This is a genomic window from Allocoleopsis sp. (genome assembly GCF_036703385.1).
Taxonomy (GTDB): domain Bacteria; phylum Cyanobacteriota; class Cyanobacteriia; order Cyanobacteriales; family Coleofasciculaceae; genus Allocoleopsis.
This window is the reverse complement of record NZ_DATNPA010000120.1, coordinates 1-22,042: the sequence shown is the minus strand read 5'-3', so window position 1 is coordinate 22,042 and position 22,042 is coordinate 1. Positions and strand designations below refer to the sequence as shown.

Genomic DNA, 22,042 nt, shown 5'->3' with positions numbered 1-22,042 from the left:
TGGCGCGAGGCGAAGCTATGAACAGTCAGCAGAATAGGTACATCCCAAGGAAAGCCGCCTTCATTCTCCCAAACTTCCTCTGCCAGTTCTCCAAACACTTGCAAGGGTAAATAGACGCCAATCAATAGGAGTAGCAAAGAGCGCCAATGAGCAACGAGCAACTTTTTAACAAAGTTGAGAAAAGACTGAAGAAGTGTTCTGAAATCTGAGTCAAACATTCGCAACAGCTAAACAAGAATACACACGCCTCTTGACAGATTTTTTAGAGAAGGGCGGTGCTAGCGAGCCGCTTTGCTGGTGCCGTTAACCTTAGCGTAGAGCTAGCGATGGAAGGAGCGTCGGCGCAACCTAGCGAGGCGTTAGCTTAGGCAATCACGAAGCTCTTGAGCGATCGCTTGTAACAGTTGAGCGGTTGTAAACGGTTTAATCAGATAACCATTTGCCCCCAACTCTTGGGCTTGATACCTGACATTGCGGATATTTTCAGCCGTGATCAAGAGTAAGGGAATCTTTGCCGTGACCGGGTCTTGACGGAGTGTTTGTAGTACCTGGTACCCATTCAACTCCGGCATCCTGACATCACACAAAATTAAATCGGGAACAAACTCTTTCGCCAACCGTACTCCGCTTCGACCATCTCCTGCCTCAATCGTAATAAACCCATTGGTTTCTAGAATGTTTAGGATACTCTCGCGCAGAATTTCTTCGTCTTCGATTATCAAAACCTTTGTCATCAGTTGCTTTTCAGACGTTTGATCCAAAAGAACCAAGGCGTCAGATTTCAAAATAACCCTATCCTCACAGTTTTTAGAAGCAATGCTTTTAAACCTCTACCCTTATGGGTAAGGCCATTCTGATGTATAGAATGGCTTTGTTTTAGCTGCTTCTTAATTACGGTATGGCGACAAAGGTGGCGCTTCGCAAATCCTTTGCTCAGACTATTTATACCAACTTGTAAGTTAGATTACCAACCGCTCAACCAACTATCTTGTTTCTTGAGATAGATTTTTACCTATGCCTAATTCTTTCTTGCTGTGCTTCAACTGTTTCCACAACCCTTTGATGCGTTTGTATGCCTCCTCAGAGGACAGCTTCCCTCCCGTCTCAAGAGCCGAGATGTAAGCGACACTCTGAGCAAATTCTTGCAAATTAGCATTGAAGGTTACATGCTCTGGTGTAAACCGTCCGTAGTAGCGGCTCTGAGGGTAGAGAAAGCTGTTCTTGCTCATCCGAGCTGAATCTGCCATAGCTACCTCCTATCGGGAGTAAATCTCAATCTTAACAGGCTTTCTTTGTCAATCCTTAACCTTAAGTTAACCTAAAATTTGGCTCCAGAGGAGGATTTTGACCAAAATTGATGGCATACCAGTCCTTTGCGTGCCATTAGTAATGAGTGCCTGATTTGCGATGATGCACAGCGGTGACGCCATCAGTTTGCAGTAATTGACCCTGTTTAACAACCCCATACACGACCCAGTGATCGCCGCACTCCATACGATTTTCTACCGTACATTCTAGATAAGCAAGGGCATCGCTTAGAATCGGGCAACCATTCTCCGCCTCTTGGGTCGCGACCCCAGCAAATCGGTCTTCCCCAGGGCCAAAAGGTTTGAGGAAGTGTTTCATTAAGCCCAGATGCTTGCCCTGTGTCAGAATATTCAAGACAAAGGAGCCGCCCGTATGCATCAGGGATTCAATCGCCCGGTCTTTGGCGACCGCAATGGTAAGACCCGGAGGCGTAAAGGTGGCTTGAGAAACCCAGTCAGCCAGCATAGCCCCTGTGAGTTCCCCCTGTTTGGTGGTAACGATACACAAAGAGCCGATTAAACGTCCCACTGCTTGCTCGGTACGGGCGGCTTGGGACTCACCGACAGGTTGCCGGGGGGTGCGGGCTTTTTTGGCTTTTTTCAGCGCTTGGGCAAAGTCGGTACCCGCTTCTTCGCAATATTTGAGGGTAACCTCGTTGGGCTTAAATTTAACTCGAATCGTCTCAAAGCCAAACTGATAACCCGCATCGCTGAATTTACTTTCAATCAAATCAATGGCTTCACCACTCCAGCCGTAGGAACCGAAGACACCGGCGAGTTTGGTTTTGCTGGCGGTTGAGAGGACAATTCCCAGTGCGGTTTGGATGGGAGTTGGGGCATGACCTCCCAGAGTTGGGGAACCCATAATAAACCCGTCTGCTTTCTCAACCGCTTTCTGAATCTCGGCAGGATCGGTGGCTTCGCAGTTAATCGCTTCAACCCCAACACCGGCTTTCGTAATGCCTCGTGCGATCGCTTGCGCTAAGGTTCCTGTATTTCCATAAGCTGATGCATAAAGTAGCGCAACTGTCAATTCATAACGGGCATTCTCCTCACACCACTGCTGATAGGACTGAGTCAGGGGTATAAGGCTATAGCGAACCAAAGGGCCATGACCTGTCGCATAAAGCCTTGCTTGGAATTCAGTTAGTTTGTCTAACGCCTTTTCTACTTGCTTAGCGTGGGGTGCCATGAGGCAATCGAAGTAATAGCGTCGATCTTCGCTAATCGTTGTCCATCCTTCGTCCATGACCTGGTCACCACAGACATGTGCTCCAAACAGCTTATCGCTGAAGAGAATTTCGGTTTGGGGGTCGTAAGTACACAGTGAACCAGGCCAACGGGGGCTGGGAGTTAGGATAAATTGCAGGTTATGGCCTTGGCCTAAATCCAAGGTATCTTCACCTCGCACAACCTCAATGTTCAGTTCTTGCTCTGGTAAGAGGGTTCGTAGGGTAATGGCTGCCGGGTTGGAGCAAACGAAGGTAATTTGAGGTGCAAGTTCAAGCAGAGCTTTGAGGGTAACGGCTCGGTTGGGATTGACGTGACCGAGAATTACGTAATCTAACTGGCTAGGGTCGAGGCGTTGTCGTAAGGCAGTGAGGAAGATTTCGGTAAAAGATTCACCTGGCGGGTCAAACAGGGCAATTTTATCGGCTCGAATTAGGTAAGAGTTTGCAGTGGTGCCACGTTGCAGGGCGTATTCGATTTCAAACTTGAGTCTATCCCAAGTGCGCGATCGCAAAACAGTGGTTTCTGCACCAATCGGGAGAACTTGAACATCGCGTTGCTTTGTTGTTGGCGTGACTGTGACCATATTTGTGGCTCTTAATTAGGTTGTGATAGGAAATTTTTTTAACGCAGAGGAGCGCAGAGGGGGGCGCAGAGGAACGCGGAGGGGGTTAGAGGTTGTTGACGAGGCGTTTGATGCCATCTTTTAGGTGGGGGACGTTGAAGTTGATGAGGAGTCCGACTTTACAGTTGGATAATTTTAGGTAGGTTAGGAGTTGACTGGAATGGATGGGATGTAAAGATTCTAGAGATTTGATTTCAACAATAATTTTGTTTTCGATAAATAAATCGACTCGATAGCCACACTCTAGATGAACATCTTCATAGACTAAAGGCAAAGGTTTTTGTTTTGCCACATTTAATCCAGCTTTAGAAAGTTCATAGTATAAACACTCTTCATAAGCCGACTCCAACAAACCCGGCCCCAGCGCTGTATGCACCTTCATTGCCAACCCAATAATCCGCCCCGATAACTCATTCTCCCTCATCCTCTTAACTCCCTCCGCGTCCCTCTGCGCCAACCTCCGCGTTCCTCTGCGTTAAAAACTTCTAACTAGGTTTTTTTGTGAGTGACACCAAAGGAATCAGCCCTGCAACAATTAAATAAACCGAATTGTCATAGCGACAAATCCACAGGACTATCCCAACTAAAAAAGCAACCCCAGAAAATGCTAATCCATATATAAATCGACTTTTTTCCAGAAAGCGTCGGTGATTTTCCTCCTTGGCCTCCTCATTTTGGCGAAGAATTACCTCGCGCACTCTAGCCCAGTCTAAAGCTTCGTTAGGCGAATCTGAGCGGGCTAAACGTTCCTCAACGAATGAAATCGTTTGGGTAAGATTTCGAGGCTTCTGATGAGAAAGGTTAGGCGACGACGATAACGTTATCGCCACTTCTTCGGGTTTTTCTGGCATCCTTTAACCTTGCCCTATAGGCGGTTATAGGGTGAGCATTGCCCACCCTAGCGATCGCGTTAATAATAATTCCCCACTTTACGATGGTGAACGGCAGTTAGGGCATCGGGTTTGGAAACACGACCATTATCAACCGTGGCGTACACAATCCAATGGTCGGTGAGTTCCATGCGGCTGACAACATGACACTCCATATAGGCAAGGGCATCTGTCAGAATGGGGGAACCGTTTTCGGCGGTTTGAGTTTTCACTCCGGCAAAGCGATCGGCACCAGGGAGGAATCGCTTGAGGAAGTGCTTCATTAATGCCTGGTAGTTGCCTTCTTCTAACACATTGAGGACGAAGCGATCGCCCACATGCATCAAGGACTCAATGGCCCGATCTTTTGCAACGGCAATGGTTAAACCCAAGGGTTGGAAGCTAGCCTGAGAAACCCAAGATGCCAACATTGCCCCTTTAATATCACCCTTGGTGGCTGTAATAATGTACAGTCCACCACTAATCCGTCCTAAGGCTTTATCAAGGTCACTATCAAGGGCTTTCCGTTGCTTGATGTCGCGATCGCGGGTTAATAGTTGTCCCATGTCTGTACCCGCTTCTTCACAAAGTTGGTATGTGGCTTCTGTGGGTGTATCTTTCACTCGAATGGCGGGAAATCCTTCTTTCAGTCCTAGATTTCTGAATTGATTGAGTAAGGGGTCGATAGGTTCGTCATCTCCCCCATAGGACTCGAATATGCCAATTACTTGCTTGGACTTCGCCGCCGCCAGTACTGTCCCCACAGCCGCCGTAGCTATTTTACTGGAGACTGGAGGCATCCCGATCGCAATTCCTGCCGCACGCCCCACCATTTCCTGTACTTCTTGGGGATCGGCGGTTTTTAGGTCGATCATTTCCACGCCAACGCCTGTTTTGGTAATCCCTCTAGCAACGGCTTGACTCATGCGATCGCTATAGCCATAATCGGAGACATAAAACACCACAACCGATGTCTCTGCCTTGGCTTGGGCTTGACTCCACTTACGATAGCGACCGACCAATTCTGTCACATTATGACGTAGCAAGGGGCCGTGACCATTCGCGACCATAGTCACCTCTCCCAACTGATCCATCCGCTTTAGGGCAGACAACACAGAACGCGCATTAGGAGCCATTAAGCAATCGTAGTAAAAGCGATAATCCGGTTCAATCGTCCTCAAATCTTCATCAAATGTGCTGTCTGAGCAGTAGTGCAGGCCAAAGGCGTCGCAAGTAAACATCACCTGCGTCCCCGCATCGTAAGTGAAAATAGTGTCAGGCCAGTGCAGATTAGGGGCATTGACAAATTCCAACACATGACCGTTGCCCAAATCTAGTTGGTCGCCATTTTTAACAATCCGGCGCTCAAAGGGTTGATGCACCAAATCTTCAAGGAACTGTATGGCTACCTTTGATCCCACCACCGTGACTTGAGGCGCAAGCTGGAGAACATCTTTGACTAAACCGCTGTGGTCTGGCTCGGTATGGCTAATAATGAGGTAATCAATTTCAGCGGGATTAATCTGTCCTGTAAGGGTGTCTAAATACAGTTGACGGAACTTTTCATGGGAGGTGTCTACTAAAGCCGTTTTCTCACCCCGAATTAAAAACGAGTTATATGTCGTGCCATTTTGTAAGCCGAATTCGATATCGAAGCGATCGCGATCCCAGTCCAACGAGCGAATCGTGGTTGTATCGGGGGCAATTTCGCCCGTTTGCATCGTTAATCGCTTTTCGGTTTTGTCGGTTAGTAATACCATTTAATGACTCCTCATTCAACTAGTTTTTACTATTTTTAAAAAAATTTATTTTATCTTTATTTTTACACAGCTAACTCGTAAGGCTTGATAAGAAAAAATGATACTAATGCTAAGAAGCTTGAAAGGTAAGGGCATCAGTTTTTTCGTTTTTAACTATCAATTTCTCTAATTTTGCTCATAGACCCTTGCTTATGCTTGGATGTTGTACACCTTTGTGTATGAGAGGCCGTCTGTTAAACTATTACTCTTTGTATAGTAACTGAGTAAAAATACTTATGACAACCAACTTGTCTTAACCGATCGTCAGTGGTGATGACGAAGTCCTCTTGTCACCCCTGTGGAGAAGACTGGATATAACCAGGGTCTAGGTTAGGTTGGTGGCCTTGAAATTTCAACAGTTTTGACCATTCTTCGACGTTTTAAGAGTGTCTGCACCCCTATTGATTAACCATGCAACCTAACGAGCCGCTAATTTATTCTCCCGCGCTAGAGGAAGCCATTGATCGTAACCCCCTGATTGTTACACCTGACACCTTACTATTAGATGCGATCGCATTAATGAGTCAGGCACGAGGGAGTCGTTGTTACCTGACTGAGGCAAATACCCCCTTACAGGCAATCCCCCGCTATGAGGGGCGCTCTAGCTGTGTCTTAGTCATGGAGGGCAGCCAGTTACTAGGAATCTTTACAGAACGAGATATCGTGTGGCTCACGGCTGATGGTATACCCTTTGAGGGGATAAAAATTTCTGAAGTGATGACTCAGCCAGTGCTCACCATGCCTGAATCGAATTTTCAGGATGTCTTTGCTGCCATATTCCTATTTCGTCGGAATCAGGTTCGCCATCTGGTGATTGTGGACGATCAAAATCAACTGATTGGCATTGTCTCACAAGAAAGCATTCGTCGTATCCTTCGACCCGCCAACCTGCTAAAGTTGCGGCGTGTGTCAGAAGTGATGACAACTCAGATAATTCATGCTCCGGCAACGACTTCCGTGTTAAATTTAGCCCGACTGATGGCAGAGCGGAGGGTCAGTTGCGTTGTGATTACAGAAGAGAATGGATATGGAGGCTTTTATCCGCTAGGAATTGTGACAGAGCGAGATATTGTGCAATTTCAAGCTCTCAGGCTGAATTTAGCCCAGACGTTAGCTCAAACGGTGATGAGTACACCCCTATTTCTGCTCCACCCCCAAGATTCGTTATGGAAAGCTCATCAGGAGATGCAGCGACGGCGAGTCAGGCGATTAGTGGTGTTTTGGGATTTGGGAAGAGGGTTGGGAATTATTACTCAAAGCAACCTGATGCGAGTGTTCGATCCGGTGGAAATGTATGGTGTTATTGAAGTATTGCAACGCACAATCGAGCAGTTAGAAGCGGAAAAAGCTGAACTCTTGCAAACTCACAACGCTGAATTCGAGCCACAGATGCCCTACCGTCCAGCTCAATTGAACCAACAGGCTGATTAACATCCCCGTGAACGAAAGCTGGCTGGCGTTAATGATCGGAAATTCTCGTTTACACTGGGCTTGGTTTGTTGGAACCATCCTTCAGGAAGCCTGGGATACTAACCCTTTATCCGCGTCAGCCGTTGAGCAGCTCATTGAGCGTTGGGCGTCCGGCATTTTGCCAGAATCAATCTTTTCTCCTCAATTCATTTCTCTACACTTATCGAACACGACTGGTGTTTTACCTCTCTATCTCGCTTCGGTAGTCCCAAGCCAGACAATTCTTTGGCAAACCTACCCAGCGGTAAAAGTAATCACCCTAGCCCAAGTACCACTTTTGGGACTTTATCCTACCTTGGGAATTGACCGCGCCCTCGCGTTGTTGGGTGCGGGCAAGACGTTTGGTTATCCGGTGCTAGTGATTGATGCAGGTACGGCACTGACATTTACGGGTGTTGATGCTCACCGTCAGTTGATCGGAGGAGCCATTTTACCGGGGCTAGGGTTACAGTTAAAGTCTCTGACACGAGGCACAGCGGCTCTGCCAGCGACCCAACTCCCCACCCAGCTCCCACCCCGTTGGGCGATGCAGACGCCGTCTGCGATTGAAAGTGGCGTGATTTACACCGTATTGGCGGGAATGCGGGACTTTATAGAAGACTGGCAATCTCAGTTTCCAGATAGTCGGATTGCTCTAACTGGTGGCGACTCACTTGTACTTCTGTCCTACCTCCAATCACAGTATCCCGAAATAGCACGTCAGCTAATCCGTGACCTCCGCTTAATTTTTTGGGGCATGAGGGCAGTTATGGAAGGCGTAGCGGGTTAGCAAGTTAGCAGGGTAGTTAGCTAGTGCGAATCTTCAACCTTCAACCTTCAACCCTTCAACCCGATTGACAAAATCATGAATATGGCCAGCTAATAAACCCGGTAAGGCTTCGGGTAAGTTATTGTCCCCTAGTTCAACCATTTGGAGGTGGGCTTTTGGGATTTGGGTGGCATAGACTTGAGCTTGCGCGATCGCATCCGGATCATCCTTTGCGCCCTGCAAAATCACCGTTGGAACATTGAGCCATTCGAGTTGATCTTGCACTAATTCTGCTTGAATTTCTGCTCGGCGTCGTTTGAACAACAGCTTGTAGGCAGTGGGTGAACTCAGTATCTGTTTGCGCCATTTCAGAGCTTGCTCAATAGGTTTGTGCCGCCCAAACAGACGCGCCAGGGGATAGAGAATTTGTAGGATGATATAGGCAATTGGGGGACGCCCGAGCAACCAACGCTTCCATCCTCCACCCAGACGCTTCCCTTGTACCTGAACACCTTCTGGTGCGATTAACACGAGACCACTAACGTTCTCGAAATGTTTCAGAGCATAACTGGCAGCAATCCAACCCCCTAGGGAGTGACCGACTAAATACACCTCTGATATATGTAGCGCCTCTAGGTACTGAAACAAACACTCGACCTCTAGCTGAATCGAATAATGGAGATTGGGTCGTTCAGATTCGCCAAATCCTAACAAGTCAAGGGCAAAGCAATGGTAATTCTGACTCAACTGCTCGATGACAGGTAGCCATTGACTCCCGTCGTTCCAAGAACCATGTAGAAATATGAGAATCGGTCCCTGACCGACCTCACGCCAGAAAACTTGCCCTAAGGGTAGCTTGATTCGAGAATTGCGTAAGGGTAGATTCATCCTGAACTTAGGGTCTTATTTCAGAGTTGGACAGGTCAACAGAGGGGATTGGGGACTTCGAGAAGGAGACACAGGGGCACACAGACACAAAGACGCGCTTAATTATCCACCAAGTCTCTCCCTGTTGCCAGTGGTGCTTAAGCGAAGGTTGTCTTGCCATCAAAGTAGTCCTGCAACTGTCGGTCATGGTCATGGCTAAGCTCACCTAGGGGGAGAGCTGAGCGATCAAACGCTTTGACCTCACTGATTTCTAATGTATCCTGGACTTGCATTGTTCCTTGAACATCGGCTTCTACTACAACACATATTGAATGAATCCTGGGATCGCGATCAGGCGCAGAGTAAACCCCAACCAATCGACGAACCTTGAGCAACTCTAAACCGGTCTCTTCTTCTAACTCCCGCTTCGCGGTAGTTAGTAAATCTTGACCCCAGTTCACCATTCCTCCTGGTAGTCCCCATTTACCATTGTCGCGACGCCTGATCAGCACAATTTGCCCATTCGGCAAAATCGGGATGATACTCGTACCCGTGACAGGATGGCGGAATATAATTCCCAATACCGTTTGTACAAATTGCCATGTTCGACGCATTACAAAAAAAGGCTATCTTTGCCTTGTGAATAGGTTGCTTACAGACTGTTATCATAGTCTCTACGGATACCAGTTCGGTAACGTCAGCGTCTGAAGAATCACCTTTTTGATGCCAGTGATAATCTCCACAGACCGGAAAATTGATGGGGTGTGTAGATCGGCTTTTGTTAAAATAGCTGAAGTGCTTCAGAAAGACTCAGCGATTTCTTTCAGTTGATTGTTCAGAAATAAGAGTGCTGACGAGACGGGTCAATCACGCTCAACCCCAGGCTAATCATCGGTTATAGCGCCTGGATTGAGTCAGTGTCTGTGGCTGTCTGTTTGAAGACTGCCACTCTCACATGAGCAAGACTGATAAGATAGACAAGCCAAGCTGAATCTTTCGCAAGAGTTTTGTGAGGCATATTTTTTTATCAATGAGGTAAACATGGCAAAGCGCCGTAACCAGAAGAAAGAAAAGGCGCAACGGAATCAAGCCTACGCCCGTAAGTTTCGTAAACGTAAAAATACGGGTCGTTTCTCTAAAAATCGGCGGTATAACAGACCTCCGGCAGAAGAGGAACAGGATGAAAACAGTGAACTCGGAGACGGCGTTCAAAAAACTCAAATGCGCTAACGAAGGCTGAAAAGCCTACTCTCCTTGTCCCTGAGCCGTTGCCTGGTGGGCACATTTAAGCGGCTTTGAGACATGCTGAGTCGGGCATCATAATAGTCCGATACTATGGATGCCCACTTTCTAGCTCAAGACTCGCCCCCCCAGAAATGGGAAGAGGGCGAGCCAAATATGGGATGGAATTTCCTACGGTAGCTGTAGAGACTTCAGGATGATTACTGTGATCCTATGCGAGCGCGTGCCTCTTGAAGGGCTTGACGTACCTGATCAAATCCCGTACCTCCGTAGCTGTTCCGTGCGGCAACAACTTGAGTTGGTGCGATCGCTTGATAAATATCCGGCTCAAAAGCTGGGTGCAATTCCTTCCATTCCTCCAGGCTCAAATCTTTGAGCAATTTATCGCTCTTGAGGCAAGTTTTCACTACCTTACCCACTAAGTTGTATGCTTCCCGGAACGGAACGCCTTTGGAGGCTAAATAATCGGCAACATCGGTGGCATTGGAGAAGTCTTCATCCACGGCTTGTGCTAATCGTTCGTTCTTGAATTCCATTCCCTCCCGCAACAGAATGGTCATGGCTTCAAGACACCCTTGCACGGTTTTAACCGTGTCAAATAGCGCTTCTTTGTCCTCTTGCAAGTCTTTGTTGTAAGCCAGAGGTAACCCTTTCATCAACACCAACATGGCTTGGAGATGCCCGAAGACACGCCCTGTTTTCCCCCGTACCAGTTCCGGCACATCCGGGTTTTTCTTTTGGGGCATGATACTAGAGCCAGTGGAACAGGTGTCTTTAAGGGTGACAAAGCCAAATTCCTGGGAAGCCCAAAGAATAATTTCCTCGGACAATCGGCTCAGGTGTACCAGAATCAAGCTGGCAGCGCACAGGAACTCGATCGCAAAATCGCGATCGCTCACACCATCAAGACTGTTGCGGTAGACGCCAGCAAATTCTAGGAGTGAGGCCGTGTAGTGGCGATCAATGGGAAATGTAGTACCCGCTAAAGCACCACATCCCAAGGGAGAAGTATTCACCCGCTGCACGATCTCACCCAGTCGCTCCCAATCGCGCTGTAACATTTCAAAGTACGCTAGAAGGTGATGAGCTAAACTGAGCGGTTGGGCGCGTTGTAGGTGCGTATAGCCGGGAATTAGGGTCTCTACGTTGGTTTCGGCAATGTTGAGTAGGACGCCTTGGAACTCACGTAACTGGATACGAATTTGTGAAATTTGAGCGCGGAGGTAGAGTCGTGTATCGGTACCGACTTGGTCGTTGCGCGATCTGGCCGTGTGCAGCTTTTTCCCTACATCTCCAGCTATCTCGGTTAGGCGTCGCTCAACAGCAAAGTGGACATCCTCGGCTTCAATACCAGGGTTAAATTTACCGTCGCGGTATTCTTGACGAATTTGTTCTAAACCTGCTACGAGTTGCTCTCCCTCCTCCGACGAGATGATCCCGGTATGAGCCAGCATTTTGGCATGAGCGACAGAACCGGTGAGGTCGTATTCAATCAGTTCAATATCAAAGCCAATACTGGCATTGAAGTGAGCGATCGCTGGATGTAGCGCGGATTCAAACCGTTGGCTCCAGGTTGTTTGTTCAGTCACAGTTGGAAAGTTGAAGGTTGAAGGTTAAAGGTTTGATGTTGAAGGTTTGATGGTTGAAGGTTTGGAAGATCACCTGTACTAGCAAAGGCATTTTTAGCACCCCTGTATTGTTTAACTGACAATGGGTTGAGAGTTCTCATGACCCATTACCTGAAGGATTAAGGGGTGTACGAGCCGGATTGGGTATAAGCTGTTTGCCTTGCTAACTTGCAACCTGCTAACCTTCAACCTGCAACCTGTTCAAAAAGTGGTGAAACTCTTAATGAAGTAACCGATGACTATCCCAATCACCAAGGCCCAGGCTTGACCTGTCTTGACAAAGTGATTCCACGCATTGCCTACCTGACCGAACAGATCAGTATTGGTTTTGAGTTGAGCTAATCCATGCCAATCGATGGATAACAGATGGTTCAGTCCTCCTATAGCATCATTGCCAGAGCTGATGTGATTCAAAAGAGCGGGTACTGATTGCATCCCTTCAAAGACTATGACCATGATTGCCTTCCACAGAATACGTCACTCGGTAGATTTTACCTGCATCACGACTAGCGTCATATCATCCCCGTGAGGATTTGTTGAACCAATAAACTGCTGCACCTGCTCAAACAGGTAATCCAAGATTTCTTGGGAACCACTGCAATGCTCACAAGCCCACTGAAACACTTGTACCAGCTGCTCCTCGTCAAAGCGATCGCCATTTTGATTTGCCGCATCTGTCAACCCATCCGTATAGTAAATAATGGTGTCTCCAGCCGCCAGCTGCACTTGGGCATCTTCATACTCCGAATCGGCCTCTAGGCCAATCAACATGCCTTGGGTGTCCAATCGTTGGAGCGAACGGGTTGACGCTTGCCACAACAAAGGCGGATTATGCGCTGCATTGCTGTACGACAAAATCCGGCTCTGAGGGTTGTACTCGGAGTAAAATAGCGTGACAAACCGATGGGAGTTTTCCAAGTCGGCATACATTACTCGGTTTAAGTGCTGTAGAATCCGCGCTGGAGAGTGACGGTTCAGGACTTCTGCCCGGAGCATCCCCCTCGTCATGGTCATAATTAAGCCAGCCGGAACCCCTTTCCCCATGACATCGCCGATCACAACGCTCCAAGGCTCATACGCTCTCTTGCAATCTGTTGCTTCATGATCGTCTGGCTTCTTCGGACGAAGCTGGTCGTAATTGGCGGGGATAAAATCGTAGTAGTCACCGCCGACTCGGTTAGCGGTCTTACACATGGCTGCCAGTTCGACGCCCTCAATTTGAGGACATTGGCGCGGCAGGAGGCGCAGTTGAATTTCGGCTCCAATTTCTAATTCTCGATCTAAGCGCTCTTTCTTGCGCAATTCGACCGTAAGTTCATCATTTGCGATCGCCACAGCTGTTTGATCCGCCACCAATCGCACTAACTTCTGTCGCGTTGGCGTCCAGCTGTAACTAGAGTCATGGCTAAACACATACAGACGCCCTCGTTCACTATTCCTGATCAGAATTGGCGTGCCAAACAGCTGCACGTCTGCCCCTAGACCTTGGCTTACTTGTTCGTCGAGGGACGCCTGGAGCAATTCCAACGGTACAGGTGCAGTTGCCTCCCCTCCCCCGTCATTACTCGTTGCCGTGACTTCACGGGTTGCCTTTTCAATCGCTTTACGAATATTGTTACAAATCTGATTTTCCTGGCAGTGTAGTTGCTCCAGCCTAACTTGACCATTGGGCTTGAACAAAATCAAAGCTCCGCCGTCGGCATCTGTAACCCGCGATGCCATCAATGGAATTAACTCCAAAAACTGATTCAAATTGTTAAAGCTCCGCAAGGCAAAACCCAGCGAACTCAACAAATCTTGAATTTTGTGCTGTTCCCGATGTAAACGTGCCACTAGTTCTTTAAGAGCAGAAACGGGTGTTCCTTCAGCAGTAGCTTTATGACTATTGCTATCAGTTGAACTTGAGGGTTGGCGCGGAGCAGGCCGTGCTGTCATAGCATCAGGCGTAGGGAACATTTATTTTGCCAAGAAACAATCGGTCTAATTAATTTTGAAGTAAAACTCAAGTAACGCCTCAAATATTTTGAGGTTACTACACTGTTAGCCTAGAGGCTCCACGAGCAGCGTCGGACTTTCCGGACATTTACCCCCTAAAAATATTATTCAATGAGAGAGCTATCTAGAAAAACTGTATGGAATCATACAGTACCACTGCTTACCGTTGTCAGATTTCTGCAAGCCATCCCAGCTATTGTATAAGGCATTGAGTCTACTTGAGCTGTAAATCATAGCGCTGATCGGTAATCCTGCCAATGTCCAGGTGGGAGATTTCCAGAATTGTTCGGTTTTCTTTACTGGAGGCTAATTAGAGTATTACAACTCTTCATGAAAAACTATGTGGCTTGAGCCTTATTCCTTGTCGGGGTCAGGAGTTTTAGCACATCCTTGACAGCTGCTCTATTTCTTTAGAGAGCTTTCTCCTCAAACTATCCCAAAAGAATACATTTGTGTAATACAGGTAAAAGGTATATAAATTATTGCTCAGAGTTTGTTTAGGCATCCAGAGGACTAATGACGACTCTCTAGGCTTGTGTGATTGGGGTGATAGGTATTCGTTGCACGATCTACCCTAAGGCATAGTGCGGATCACAGTCCGGCAAAACTAACATCACTCTTCAAGAATGACAGGGAGAGGGTAATCGGAGCTTGAGTGATTGCGTTAGTGTAGGCTAATACCTCTTGAATTGACCAATAGTATCTTCTGTATAGGTAAACTCTGTCCGGATGAGAGGCGATTCTCGATAGGTGGCACAAGATCGGTTACTCAAATATATAGCGGTTCTCATTCGGGTAAATTGCACGGTAGGGAACAGAGTGTGACCCTACGCAACCTATGTATTGCACTCGCTCAAGAACCGCTAACTGCAATAGTAAAATATATATAAGTTACTCATAAAGGCTTATACTAGGTAGTAGCGAAGTATGAAAAGTAGCAGCTTAACAAAGTCGCCTTAGAGAAAAAATCTGCTGTAGTCACTGTGCCGACAGAAGTGTCACAAACGGCACCAATCCTTATTGGTTGAGGCGGAAGCTCCCAACAACTCATCTATTGCGGGGCTCGTGGCACGCCTTGGATTGTGGATACGGTGTATGGCGATAAAACTTAGTAAGCAACACGCTTGAATATCTAGCCTGTCAATCCTCAAGGCAATGTATTACGCAGTTGGCAGCCATAGAGATTATTCCTTGTTAGGTTTACCCTAATCCGGCTCTCAACTGCGTAAGTCCTGAAAGGATTAAGTACCCATCTTGATGACCAAACTCAACAAAGCTAAAAGACCGTTAATCAGATAAAACACACCAACAATCTGCGTTTCTGACCAACCACTAAGTTCAAGATGGTTATGATACGGTGACATTTTCAACAGACGTTTGCCGATGCCATTGGCATCCTTTGTAGCTTTGTAGTACCCCACTTGGGCAATTACGGAGAGGGATTCTACAAAGAAAATTCCGCTGATGATAAATAAGCCCCAAACATTCTGAGATAAAAGTCCGACGGCTGCCAGTGCGCCTCCCAGGGCTAGGGAACCCGTATCGCCCATAAACACCGTAGCTGGGTTGCGGTTATGGACAATAAACCCCAGGCAAGTGCCAGCCATACAGGCACAGAAAACCATTAAACCGGGTGAGGCTGAGCCAACGAGCGCACCGAGTCCTAAAAGGGCGATCGCACAAGTACCCGCTGCCAGTCCATCCACACCATCCGTGAGATTGGTAGCATTACTTTCGGCAACCTGTACAAATATGGCAAACGGCCAAAACAGGAAGCCCAAGGGTAAAACAATGCCTAAAGGCAGGTTAATAGTCGTGATACTCGCTGATTGAGTGCAAGCGAGCCATAAACAAAACAGTGCACCGACACCAAGTTGTAGAGCCAGTTTCGTGCGGGGTGAAATTCCTTTATTGGAACGGCAGCGCACAATTTGCCAATCGTCCAGCCAGCCAATTCCAGCATAGGCAAGCGTTACCACACAGACCGCTAAGACGGAGCCAAAGTCTTGCCCTCTCAGCACTAATCCCGACCATAGAAGGGCAACTCCCACTGCCACTGGAACAAAAAACAGGCCACCCATTGTTGGGGTGCCTGCTTTGCGCAAGTGTGTCTGAGGGCCTTCCTCGCGGATAATTTGCCCCATTTTCAGGGCTTGTAACAACGGAACTGCCCAGTAGCCCAGAGCAGCTGTAATGATGGCGCACAGTAACAGCGGTAGGGTCATGGAGAAATCTGATAAAAGCGATCGCCCCGCTGTCCAATCCAGAATTAATGCTCCCAGGCTCAACCCAATGGTCAGTAACGTTAGAAGTCTAGGGCCGGTTGGGTTTAAGGACCGCCCAGAAGATAACTTTGCATCAACCACAGACATTTCATTCCTTTATCGAACTCCTCACAACAGACGCAATGAATAGCGTCTTTACGATTCCCGTTTGACCCACGGTACTCATGGGAATCGTAACATCATATTCGCTGCTTTCAACTAGTCAAGAAAGCAAATCTACTTATAGGCGGCTTTGGGTAAGTCACTACTGCTTTAGGTGCACAACAATTGATAGCGGAAAATCGCCGTAACTCCTGATTTGGCTGGAACTTGCTCAGGTTCCACAACGAAGACACTGCCACCCTTTAAAAGGGTATGAATCGCTGTGAAATCTAACAAGTTCTCGTCCCCAGCCTGTTCTTGTTCGTGCAGCCGCACCTTGCTGTTTTATGGGGGGAAGCTACCCCACTGCTGATGACCTATGGCAACGAACAACGAATCAATTCGTGGGTAGTAAGCTGCCTTGACTACTTCTTTCATGTCATCAGAGGCAAGTTCCTGATTATTTCCAGAAAATTCTCTGTAACGTTCAGTTACCTCCCGCTGCAAATGCTGAAAGTGAGACTGGGCAATCATCCCAGCTTGTTAGTGCAGCTCTTCCACTATCAGATTTATTGATGAGCCGGAATTCCCCGTTATAGCAGAGAAGAATAATGATTGGTCTGGTTTTGAGCTGTCCTATAGAGATTAGCGCTTTGTGAGTTCTGCTTGGAGTTGAGCAATACTTTCATACTCGCCTTGAAAGGTTTGAACAAGGCGAGTGTAGATAGGGAGAATTTTTCTGTAGGTGGCGACGTTAGCAGGGATGGGTCGATGTCGATAAGTTTCTCCTATCATTTCAGCAACAACATTTAACGAAGAGATTGCTTGGAGAGCATAAAGTCCTAAGACAGCAGCACCAAGACAAGAGCTTTCGTACTGTTGGGGTACCGTCACTTCTTGATCGAAGACATCTGCCATCATTTGTCGCCAAAGATGCGATCGCGCAAAGCCACCGGTGGCTTGAATTCTTTCGGCTTTTCCTGTAAATTCTTCCAAAGCTTGTAAAACTAGGGACAAATTGAAGACAATGCCCTCTAATACGGCTCTCACTAAATGGGCTTTGGTGTGGTTCAAGCTCAGACCAAAGAAGGAGCCTCTAGCATTAGCATCCCACAGTGGCGATCGCTCTCCCATTAAGTAAGGATGGAAGATTAGCCCCTCCGCACCCGGAGGAACGGTTTCCGCCAGCATTGTGATTAAATCATAAGGGTCTTTCCCCAATCGCTGGGCGGCTCGAACTTCTGTATCCGTGAGTTGATCCCGCACCCAACGCAAGGCCATTCCGCCGTTATTTACAGCACCCCCAACAACCCAGTATTTGTCACTCAAGGCATAGCAGAATAAGCGCTGTTGAGGGTCAGTCACGGGATGCTCCACCACTGCACGTACCGCCCCACTCGTCCCGACAGTAACCGCGACAATTTGGCGCGTCATGGCTCCGACTCCCAGATTAGACAAGACCCCATCATTCGCACCTATTACAGTCGGCGTATCCCCACGAATCATCATGGCTTGAGTCCATTCAGCCTGGATTGACTGCAAAATGTGTGTCGTTGGTACCAATTGTGATAACTGGGCTGCTGTGATCCCAGCAATTTCCAGTGCTTGCCGATCCCAGTCGAGTTTTTGTAAGTTCAGCAAGCCTGTTGCCGATGCGATCGAGTAATCAACAATATACTTCTGGAAAAATCGATAAAAAACGTATTCCTTAATTGAAATAAACTGATGTGCCTGTTCAAAGAGGTCGGGATACTCATTGCGTAACCACACTAGTTTCACGAACGGGGACATCGGATGAATTGGAGTTCCCGTCCTCAAGTAAATTTCGTGCCCGTACTGCTCTTGCTTAATTTTTTCCGCCCATTTGGCACTGCGGTTATCGGCCCAAGTAATACTTTTGGTCAGCAGGTTTCTTTGTGCATCAACCGCAATTAAGCTATGCATTGCGGCGCTAAAAGACAGACCCATCAACTGAGTTGGTTCAATCTGACTTCCCGTAACAACCTTTCTGACCGTTGTGATCACGGCTGAGAAGATTTCTTCAGGGTCTTGTTCAGCGGCACCGTTTGTTGGTACGTACAAAGGGTACCCAACAGCATACTTACAGACCGTTTCACCCTTAGCTGTAAACAGAACAGCTTTTGTACTTGTAGTGCCAATGTCTATTCCAATCACATAACGCTGATGATTCATCAATACTTGATTTTTTGATAAATTTATTCATAATTATCCTCCTAAAAAAATCCCTGGCGCTCTGCCAGGGTCAGGGGTTTATTACTTAAGGGAAGGTCTTAAAGAGTGCTTGAAGTGTCGGTACCTGTCTCCTTGTTTTTTCTCCCAAGGCGACTTTGGCGCATTCTCAGTATCAATCCCAGCGTCACCTGCTTCATCACCCAGTACAATACCGTAAAGATTACAAATGTTATTGCCATCAGCAGCACTGGACGTTTAGAGGTTAAATGATCGAGTGCAGTTTTTACCACAGCTTCCGGTTGAGTAACGAAATCCCAGCTGTTGAGTCGTGGGAATCGCCCTAAATAAACACCAATAGCGCACAGAGCGTGGGTGAGCAGCTCAGACAAAACAACAAATTTAGCAACCCCTTGCTGCTTTAGGTACTGACTCTGGTTCATGACAGACACAACGTAGGCTTCAAACCCAGCTAAAATCGCGATCACGTGCGGAGGAATCAGAACCAGGGTGATTATCCATACTGAATAGTAATCGCGAATCGCATTAATCAGGTGGATGATGTCCGTTAAAAGATAAGGCGCATTAGGTAAAAAGGCAATAAAAACCAGAAAGCACACCCACCACAGCAGTGAGCGTGACTGAGACTTTCTGCGGAATAGCCAAAAACTCAAAGCTAACGGAATAAAAGCGAGAAACAAATTCCAGGCTATCCAGCCGCTGTGGATGCTCCAGGCATGCCATGCACTAGCAAGTAGGTCTCTTATCGACATTTCCTTACACGCTGCTGAGGGTGGTGAGTCGGATTAGGAATAATGCAACCACTAGTATAACTACCTCAAAAATGACGACTTTACCGGAAGGAAGTTTCTCTATGGCTTGTTGAGGGAGATGATTCACTCGTCACCATCAGCGTGATGAAAAAAACGGCTGAAAGTTGTTCAGGAGTCAGGGAATATTCTTGGACAAAAAATTGTCTCGATAGATTTGAAGAAAATCAGAAAGAAATAGGGACAATCAAAACAGGGATATCAGCCTTGTCGGATGATATCCCTGTTAAGTTTTCCTGACATACGGGGAATTTAGATAGCAAAATGCAGCGGTTCAAGCAGGTTAGTCCAAGTTTAGGTAGCTTGCTTCTTGCTCTAGTTGACGAATCAAGGTCTCATCGCCTTTGGCTCTAGCGACTTCTAAACGGTGTTCCAACAGTTTTTGGAGAGTAGCGCGATGAGCGGCGGCAGCTTTTTGGGCTTGGGGATTCCGGTTTCTGTTCACTGTAAACAATCCTCTGGTTTTAAATGATGTATTATCTCTCTTCCTCAAAAATAACATGAACAGAAGCGAAATGGCTAGAAAAAAGTAGCTTTTGATACAGAAATTAGCGAATACTTTAGTATGATAACCGAACTGATCGCACTCACCAGAGTAGTCGTTAGGGTTGCTCAGGGTTTACTCAGCTACTCTGCTATCGAGAGCAGAGTGCTATGCGCGATTGAGGAGCCGATGGGATAAGATAGGCGCTAAACTGTTGCCATGAATTGTTTTGAGCAGGAAACACGGAAGAGCGATCGCTCTCCCTTGTGAACTATGCAGTCATTGAACGCTGAGTCCGGTTAAGCGCACAAGGTAGATAGGAGTGAATATTCTACACACAGGCTTCCCGATCAAGCAAGAAAAATTATGCAGTGGGGCTCCGAGAGATTCTATGGGTCAAATGCGAGGCGCTCTGCACTGTGTTCGCAATTATTTTCTGTGGGTATCTCCACAAAAGGTGACCGGGGAGTCACATTCCCTGGGTGGGTGTGGGGAAATTTACCCCTGCCATTAGAGAGTTCTTACTCAATGTCTCGCATAATTTTAACAAAAAAGGGTGATAAATCCTATGACGAAGTGCAAAAATTGAGGTTTGCCAGATTTCTACTCATGAACCACCACTGGCTCTATGCTAACTTTTAACCCTTGCTTCTTATTTGAGAGAACGTCTATCCTATAGCTAGAAAAATAAACATCAGTTTTTCTCTATCTGACTTCGGTGCCAATAAATCTATTTGAGAATTACGAGGTAATTGCATGAAAGCTGTGATCCTTGCTGGGGGGCTTGGAACTCGAATCAGTGAAGAAACTTCTGTTAAGCCAAAGCCGATGGTCGAGATTGGCGGCAAGCCAATTCTCTGGCACGTAATGAAAATTTACTCAGCTTATGGCATTAATGATTTTATCATCTGTTGCGGTTACAAAGGCTACGTCATTAAGGAATATTTTGCTAACTATTTCTTACACATGTCCGACGTTACCTTTGACATGCGATTTAATCAAATGAACGTTCATTGTGGCTATGCTGAACCTTGGCGAGTTACTTTGGTGGATACAGGTGACGACACGATGACTGGAGGTCGATTGAGGCGGGTTCGAGAGCATATTGGCAATGAAACCTTCTGCTTCACCTACGGAGACGGTGTCGGAGATGTCAACATTAAAGAGTTGCTTGAGTTTCATAAAGCCCAAAAAACCTTAGCTACGCTTACGGCAACCCAACCCGCAGGACGATTTGGTGCAATAGCGTTTAAAGACCAAGAGAAAGTTAACAGCTTTAGAGAGAAGGAAGATCTAAATGGCTCTTGGATTAATGGTGGTTTTTTTGTTTTAGAGCCAGAGGTGATTAACTTCATTGCAGATGACTATACAGTTTGGGAAAAAGACCCTTTAGAAAAGCTGGCGGCAGAGGATCAACTCGCGGCTTATAAACATTTTGGTTTTTGGCAACCGATGGATACTCTACGAGACAAAAATTACCTGAATGACCTGTGGAATAGTAGTAAAGCTCCTTGGAAAGTCTGGTAGAAATATCTTACAGTTTCAAGAAGAATTTTTACACTTCATCTAAAGAAGTGCGATTACCAAGCGTCGCAGCTGAACCAACTAGCAAGTTGTGGGTGCATCTAGGCAGATGACTTCATGAGGATGGCAGTTGTGGCGGTCAATGCTGTCAGATAATCATAAATAAGTTAGTGCATTTGGGGAAACACAAGCTACACCATAAGCCCAGATGCTGTTAATCTTTGAATTTTATTTACAGCTGGCGTTAAACTCTCTTCTGGGATTAACGTCTGACTTGACTGTACCTGCATAGTATTGTAGGTAGCTTGGTGTTTTAGGTAGTTTTCTTAAATTGGGAAGCACGTTCCAATTTAGGAAGAGCAATAGACTGTGGATTTTTTTACAAAATCAGATACAAAAATTTAAGAGATAAAATTTTACAAATCTCCTAGATAAATCCGGAACGGTTAAACTGCAAAAAGTAAAAAATAAACTCTGTAATAAGGAGAAATTTATGACTGAGGAGAAATCTAACGATTTTAAGTTCAAATTCAAAATATTATCCATTGATGGTGGGGGAATTCGGGGAATTGTCCCAGCCAAGATTCTTGCCGAGATTGAGAAACAGACGAAGAAACCGATTTCTAGCCTATTTGATTTGATTGCTGGCACCTCGACGGGAGGAATCTTAGCGGCTGGTCTGACTTTACCAAAGCCGAACACGAAAGAGCCGAAATACACAGCAGAAGACTTAATTAAAATTTACAGGGAACGTGGGGGAGAAATATTTTATGAGCCATTTCTTGAAAAAATAATGAAGTTAGACGACATCAGTAGGCCCAAGTATTCTTCTGATGGAAGAGATAAGGTCTTAAAAGAGTTTTTTGGG

Annotated in this window: 22 protein-coding genes and 1 pseudogene; 5 read left to right on the top strand and 18 right to left on the bottom strand. The window is 46.7% G+C overall.

The features are described 5' to 3' along the window. The 7 genes and pseudogenes from V6C93_RS06170 to V6C93_RS06140 all read right to left on the bottom strand — a co-directional run. A pseudogene (locus V6C93_RS06170) lies at positions 1–218 on the bottom strand (hypothetical protein); the annotation flags it as partial. Between the two features lie 141 nt (positions 219–359). Then, the gene (locus V6C93_RS06165) at positions 360–785 is read right to left on the bottom strand and encodes a response regulator (RefSeq protein ID WP_333475776.1); all 426 of its coding nucleotides are present in this window, start codon (positions 783–785) and stop codon (positions 360–362) included. Positions 786–983: 198 nt separating this feature from the next. Further along, positions 984–1,247, bottom strand: coding sequence for a DUF7219 family protein (locus V6C93_RS06160; protein ID WP_333475775.1), 264 nt, complete (start codon positions 1,245–1,247; stop codon positions 984–986). A gap of 136 nt (positions 1,248–1,383) precedes the next feature. Continuing rightward, positions 1,384–3,123: a diflavin flavoprotein gene (locus V6C93_RS06155; protein WP_333475774.1), complete on the bottom strand. Its 1,740-nt coding sequence runs from the start codon at positions 3,121–3,123 to the stop codon at positions 1,384–1,386. 85 nt (positions 3,124–3,208) lie between these two features. Beyond that, the gene (locus V6C93_RS06150) at positions 3,209–3,586 is read right to left on the bottom strand and encodes a GxxExxY protein (protein WP_333475773.1); all 378 of its coding nucleotides are present in this window, start codon (positions 3,584–3,586) and stop codon (positions 3,209–3,211) included. Positions 3,587–3,647: 61 nt separating this feature from the next. Beyond that, a complete protein-coding gene (locus V6C93_RS06145; RefSeq protein ID WP_333475772.1) occupies positions 3,648–4,013 on the bottom strand; it encodes a hypothetical protein in 366 nt (121 codons plus the stop codon). Between the two features lie 59 nt (positions 4,014–4,072). Next, on the bottom strand, positions 4,073–5,791 hold the full coding sequence (locus V6C93_RS06140) for a diflavin flavoprotein (protein ID WP_333475771.1): 1,719 nt from the start codon (positions 5,789–5,791) through the stop codon (positions 4,073–4,075). A gap of 450 nt (positions 5,792–6,241) precedes the next feature. On the opposite strand from V6C93_RS06140, the gene V6C93_RS06135 reads away from it, so the two are divergent. Further along, on the top strand, positions 6,242–7,261 hold the full coding sequence (locus tag V6C93_RS06135) for a CBS domain-containing protein (RefSeq protein ID WP_333475770.1): 1,020 nt from the start codon (positions 6,242–6,244) through the stop codon (positions 7,259–7,261). 7 nt (positions 7,262–7,268) lie between these two features. Then, the gene (locus V6C93_RS06130; protein ID WP_333475769.1) at positions 7,269–8,069 is read left to right on the top strand and encodes a pantothenate kinase; all 801 of its coding nucleotides are present in this window, start codon (positions 7,269–7,271) and stop codon (positions 8,067–8,069) included. A 33-nt stretch (positions 8,070–8,102) separates the two neighbouring features. Here V6C93_RS06130 and V6C93_RS06125 read toward each other — a convergent pair whose 3' ends face one another. Together V6C93_RS06125 and V6C93_RS06120 are read right to left on the bottom strand one after the other, a co-directional pair. After that, positions 8,103–8,936, bottom strand: a complete 834-nt coding sequence (locus tag V6C93_RS06125; protein ID WP_333475768.1) for an alpha/beta hydrolase — start codon at positions 8,934–8,936, stop codon at positions 8,103–8,105. Positions 8,937–9,073: 137 nt separating this feature from the next. Further along, positions 9,074–9,529 (bottom strand): NUDIX hydrolase, encoded by a 456-nt coding sequence (locus V6C93_RS06120; protein WP_333475767.1) that lies wholly within the window; start codon positions 9,527–9,529, stop codon positions 9,074–9,076. Positions 9,530–9,956: 427 nt separating this feature from the next. Between V6C93_RS06120 and V6C93_RS06115 the strand changes: the two genes are divergently transcribed. Continuing rightward, positions 9,957–10,145, top strand: coding sequence for a hypothetical protein (locus V6C93_RS06115; RefSeq protein WP_015184067.1), 189 nt, complete (start codon positions 9,957–9,959; stop codon positions 10,143–10,145). Positions 10,146–10,357: 212 nt separating this feature from the next. On the opposite strand, the gene argH is transcribed toward V6C93_RS06115, so the two are convergent. The 9 genes from argH to V6C93_RS06070 form a co-directional block, all read right to left on the bottom strand. Further along, entirely contained in the window at positions 10,358–11,746 is a 1,389-nt protein-coding gene (argH, locus tag V6C93_RS06110) for an argininosuccinate lyase (RefSeq protein ID WP_333475766.1), read from the bottom strand. A gap of 240 nt (positions 11,747–11,986) precedes the next feature. Continuing rightward, the gene (locus V6C93_RS06105) at positions 11,987–12,241 is read right to left on the bottom strand and encodes a hypothetical protein (protein ID WP_333475765.1); all 255 of its coding nucleotides are present in this window, start codon (positions 12,239–12,241) and stop codon (positions 11,987–11,989) included. Between the two features lie 21 nt (positions 12,242–12,262). Next, a complete protein-coding gene (locus V6C93_RS06100; RefSeq protein WP_333475764.1) occupies positions 12,263–13,720 on the bottom strand; it encodes a PP2C family protein-serine/threonine phosphatase in 1,458 nt (485 codons plus the stop codon). A gap of 1,301 nt (positions 13,721–15,021) precedes the next feature. Then, positions 15,022–16,152, bottom strand: a complete 1,131-nt coding sequence (gene mraY / locus V6C93_RS06095) for a phospho-N-acetylmuramoyl-pentapeptide-transferase (protein WP_333475763.1) — start codon at positions 16,150–16,152, stop codon at positions 15,022–15,024. Positions 16,153–16,317: 165 nt separating this feature from the next. Continuing rightward, complete coding sequence (locus V6C93_RS06090; RefSeq protein WP_333475762.1) at positions 16,318–16,482, bottom strand: hypothetical protein; 165 nt, start codon at positions 16,480–16,482, stop codon at positions 16,318–16,320. A 9-nt stretch (positions 16,483–16,491) separates the two neighbouring features. Beyond that, positions 16,492–16,680, bottom strand: a complete 189-nt coding sequence (locus V6C93_RS06085; RefSeq protein WP_333475761.1) for a hypothetical protein — start codon at positions 16,678–16,680, stop codon at positions 16,492–16,494. Positions 16,681–16,791: 111 nt separating this feature from the next. Then, the gene (gene gntK / locus V6C93_RS06080) at positions 16,792–18,339 is read right to left on the bottom strand and encodes a gluconokinase (protein ID WP_333475760.1); all 1,548 of its coding nucleotides are present in this window, start codon (positions 18,337–18,339) and stop codon (positions 16,792–16,794) included. Between the two features lie 98 nt (positions 18,340–18,437). Further along, positions 18,438–19,103, bottom strand: coding sequence for a DUF1361 domain-containing protein (locus V6C93_RS06075; protein WP_349262626.1), 666 nt, complete (start codon positions 19,101–19,103; stop codon positions 18,438–18,440). A 346-nt stretch (positions 19,104–19,449) separates the two neighbouring features. Continuing rightward, a complete protein-coding gene (locus V6C93_RS06070; RefSeq protein WP_333475758.1) occupies positions 19,450–19,611 on the bottom strand; it encodes a hypothetical protein in 162 nt (53 codons plus the stop codon). Between the two features lie 795 nt (positions 19,612–20,406). Between V6C93_RS06070 and rfbF the strand changes: the two genes are divergently transcribed. Together rfbF and V6C93_RS06060 are read left to right on the top strand one after the other, a co-directional pair. Then, on the top strand, positions 20,407–21,177 hold the full coding sequence (gene rfbF, locus V6C93_RS06065; protein ID WP_333475757.1) for a glucose-1-phosphate cytidylyltransferase: 771 nt from the start codon (positions 20,407–20,409) through the stop codon (positions 21,175–21,177). A gap of 490 nt (positions 21,178–21,667) precedes the next feature. After that, on the top strand, positions 21,668–22,042 hold a 375-nt coding region (locus V6C93_RS06060; protein ID WP_333475756.1), incomplete at its 3' end, for a patatin-like phospholipase family protein.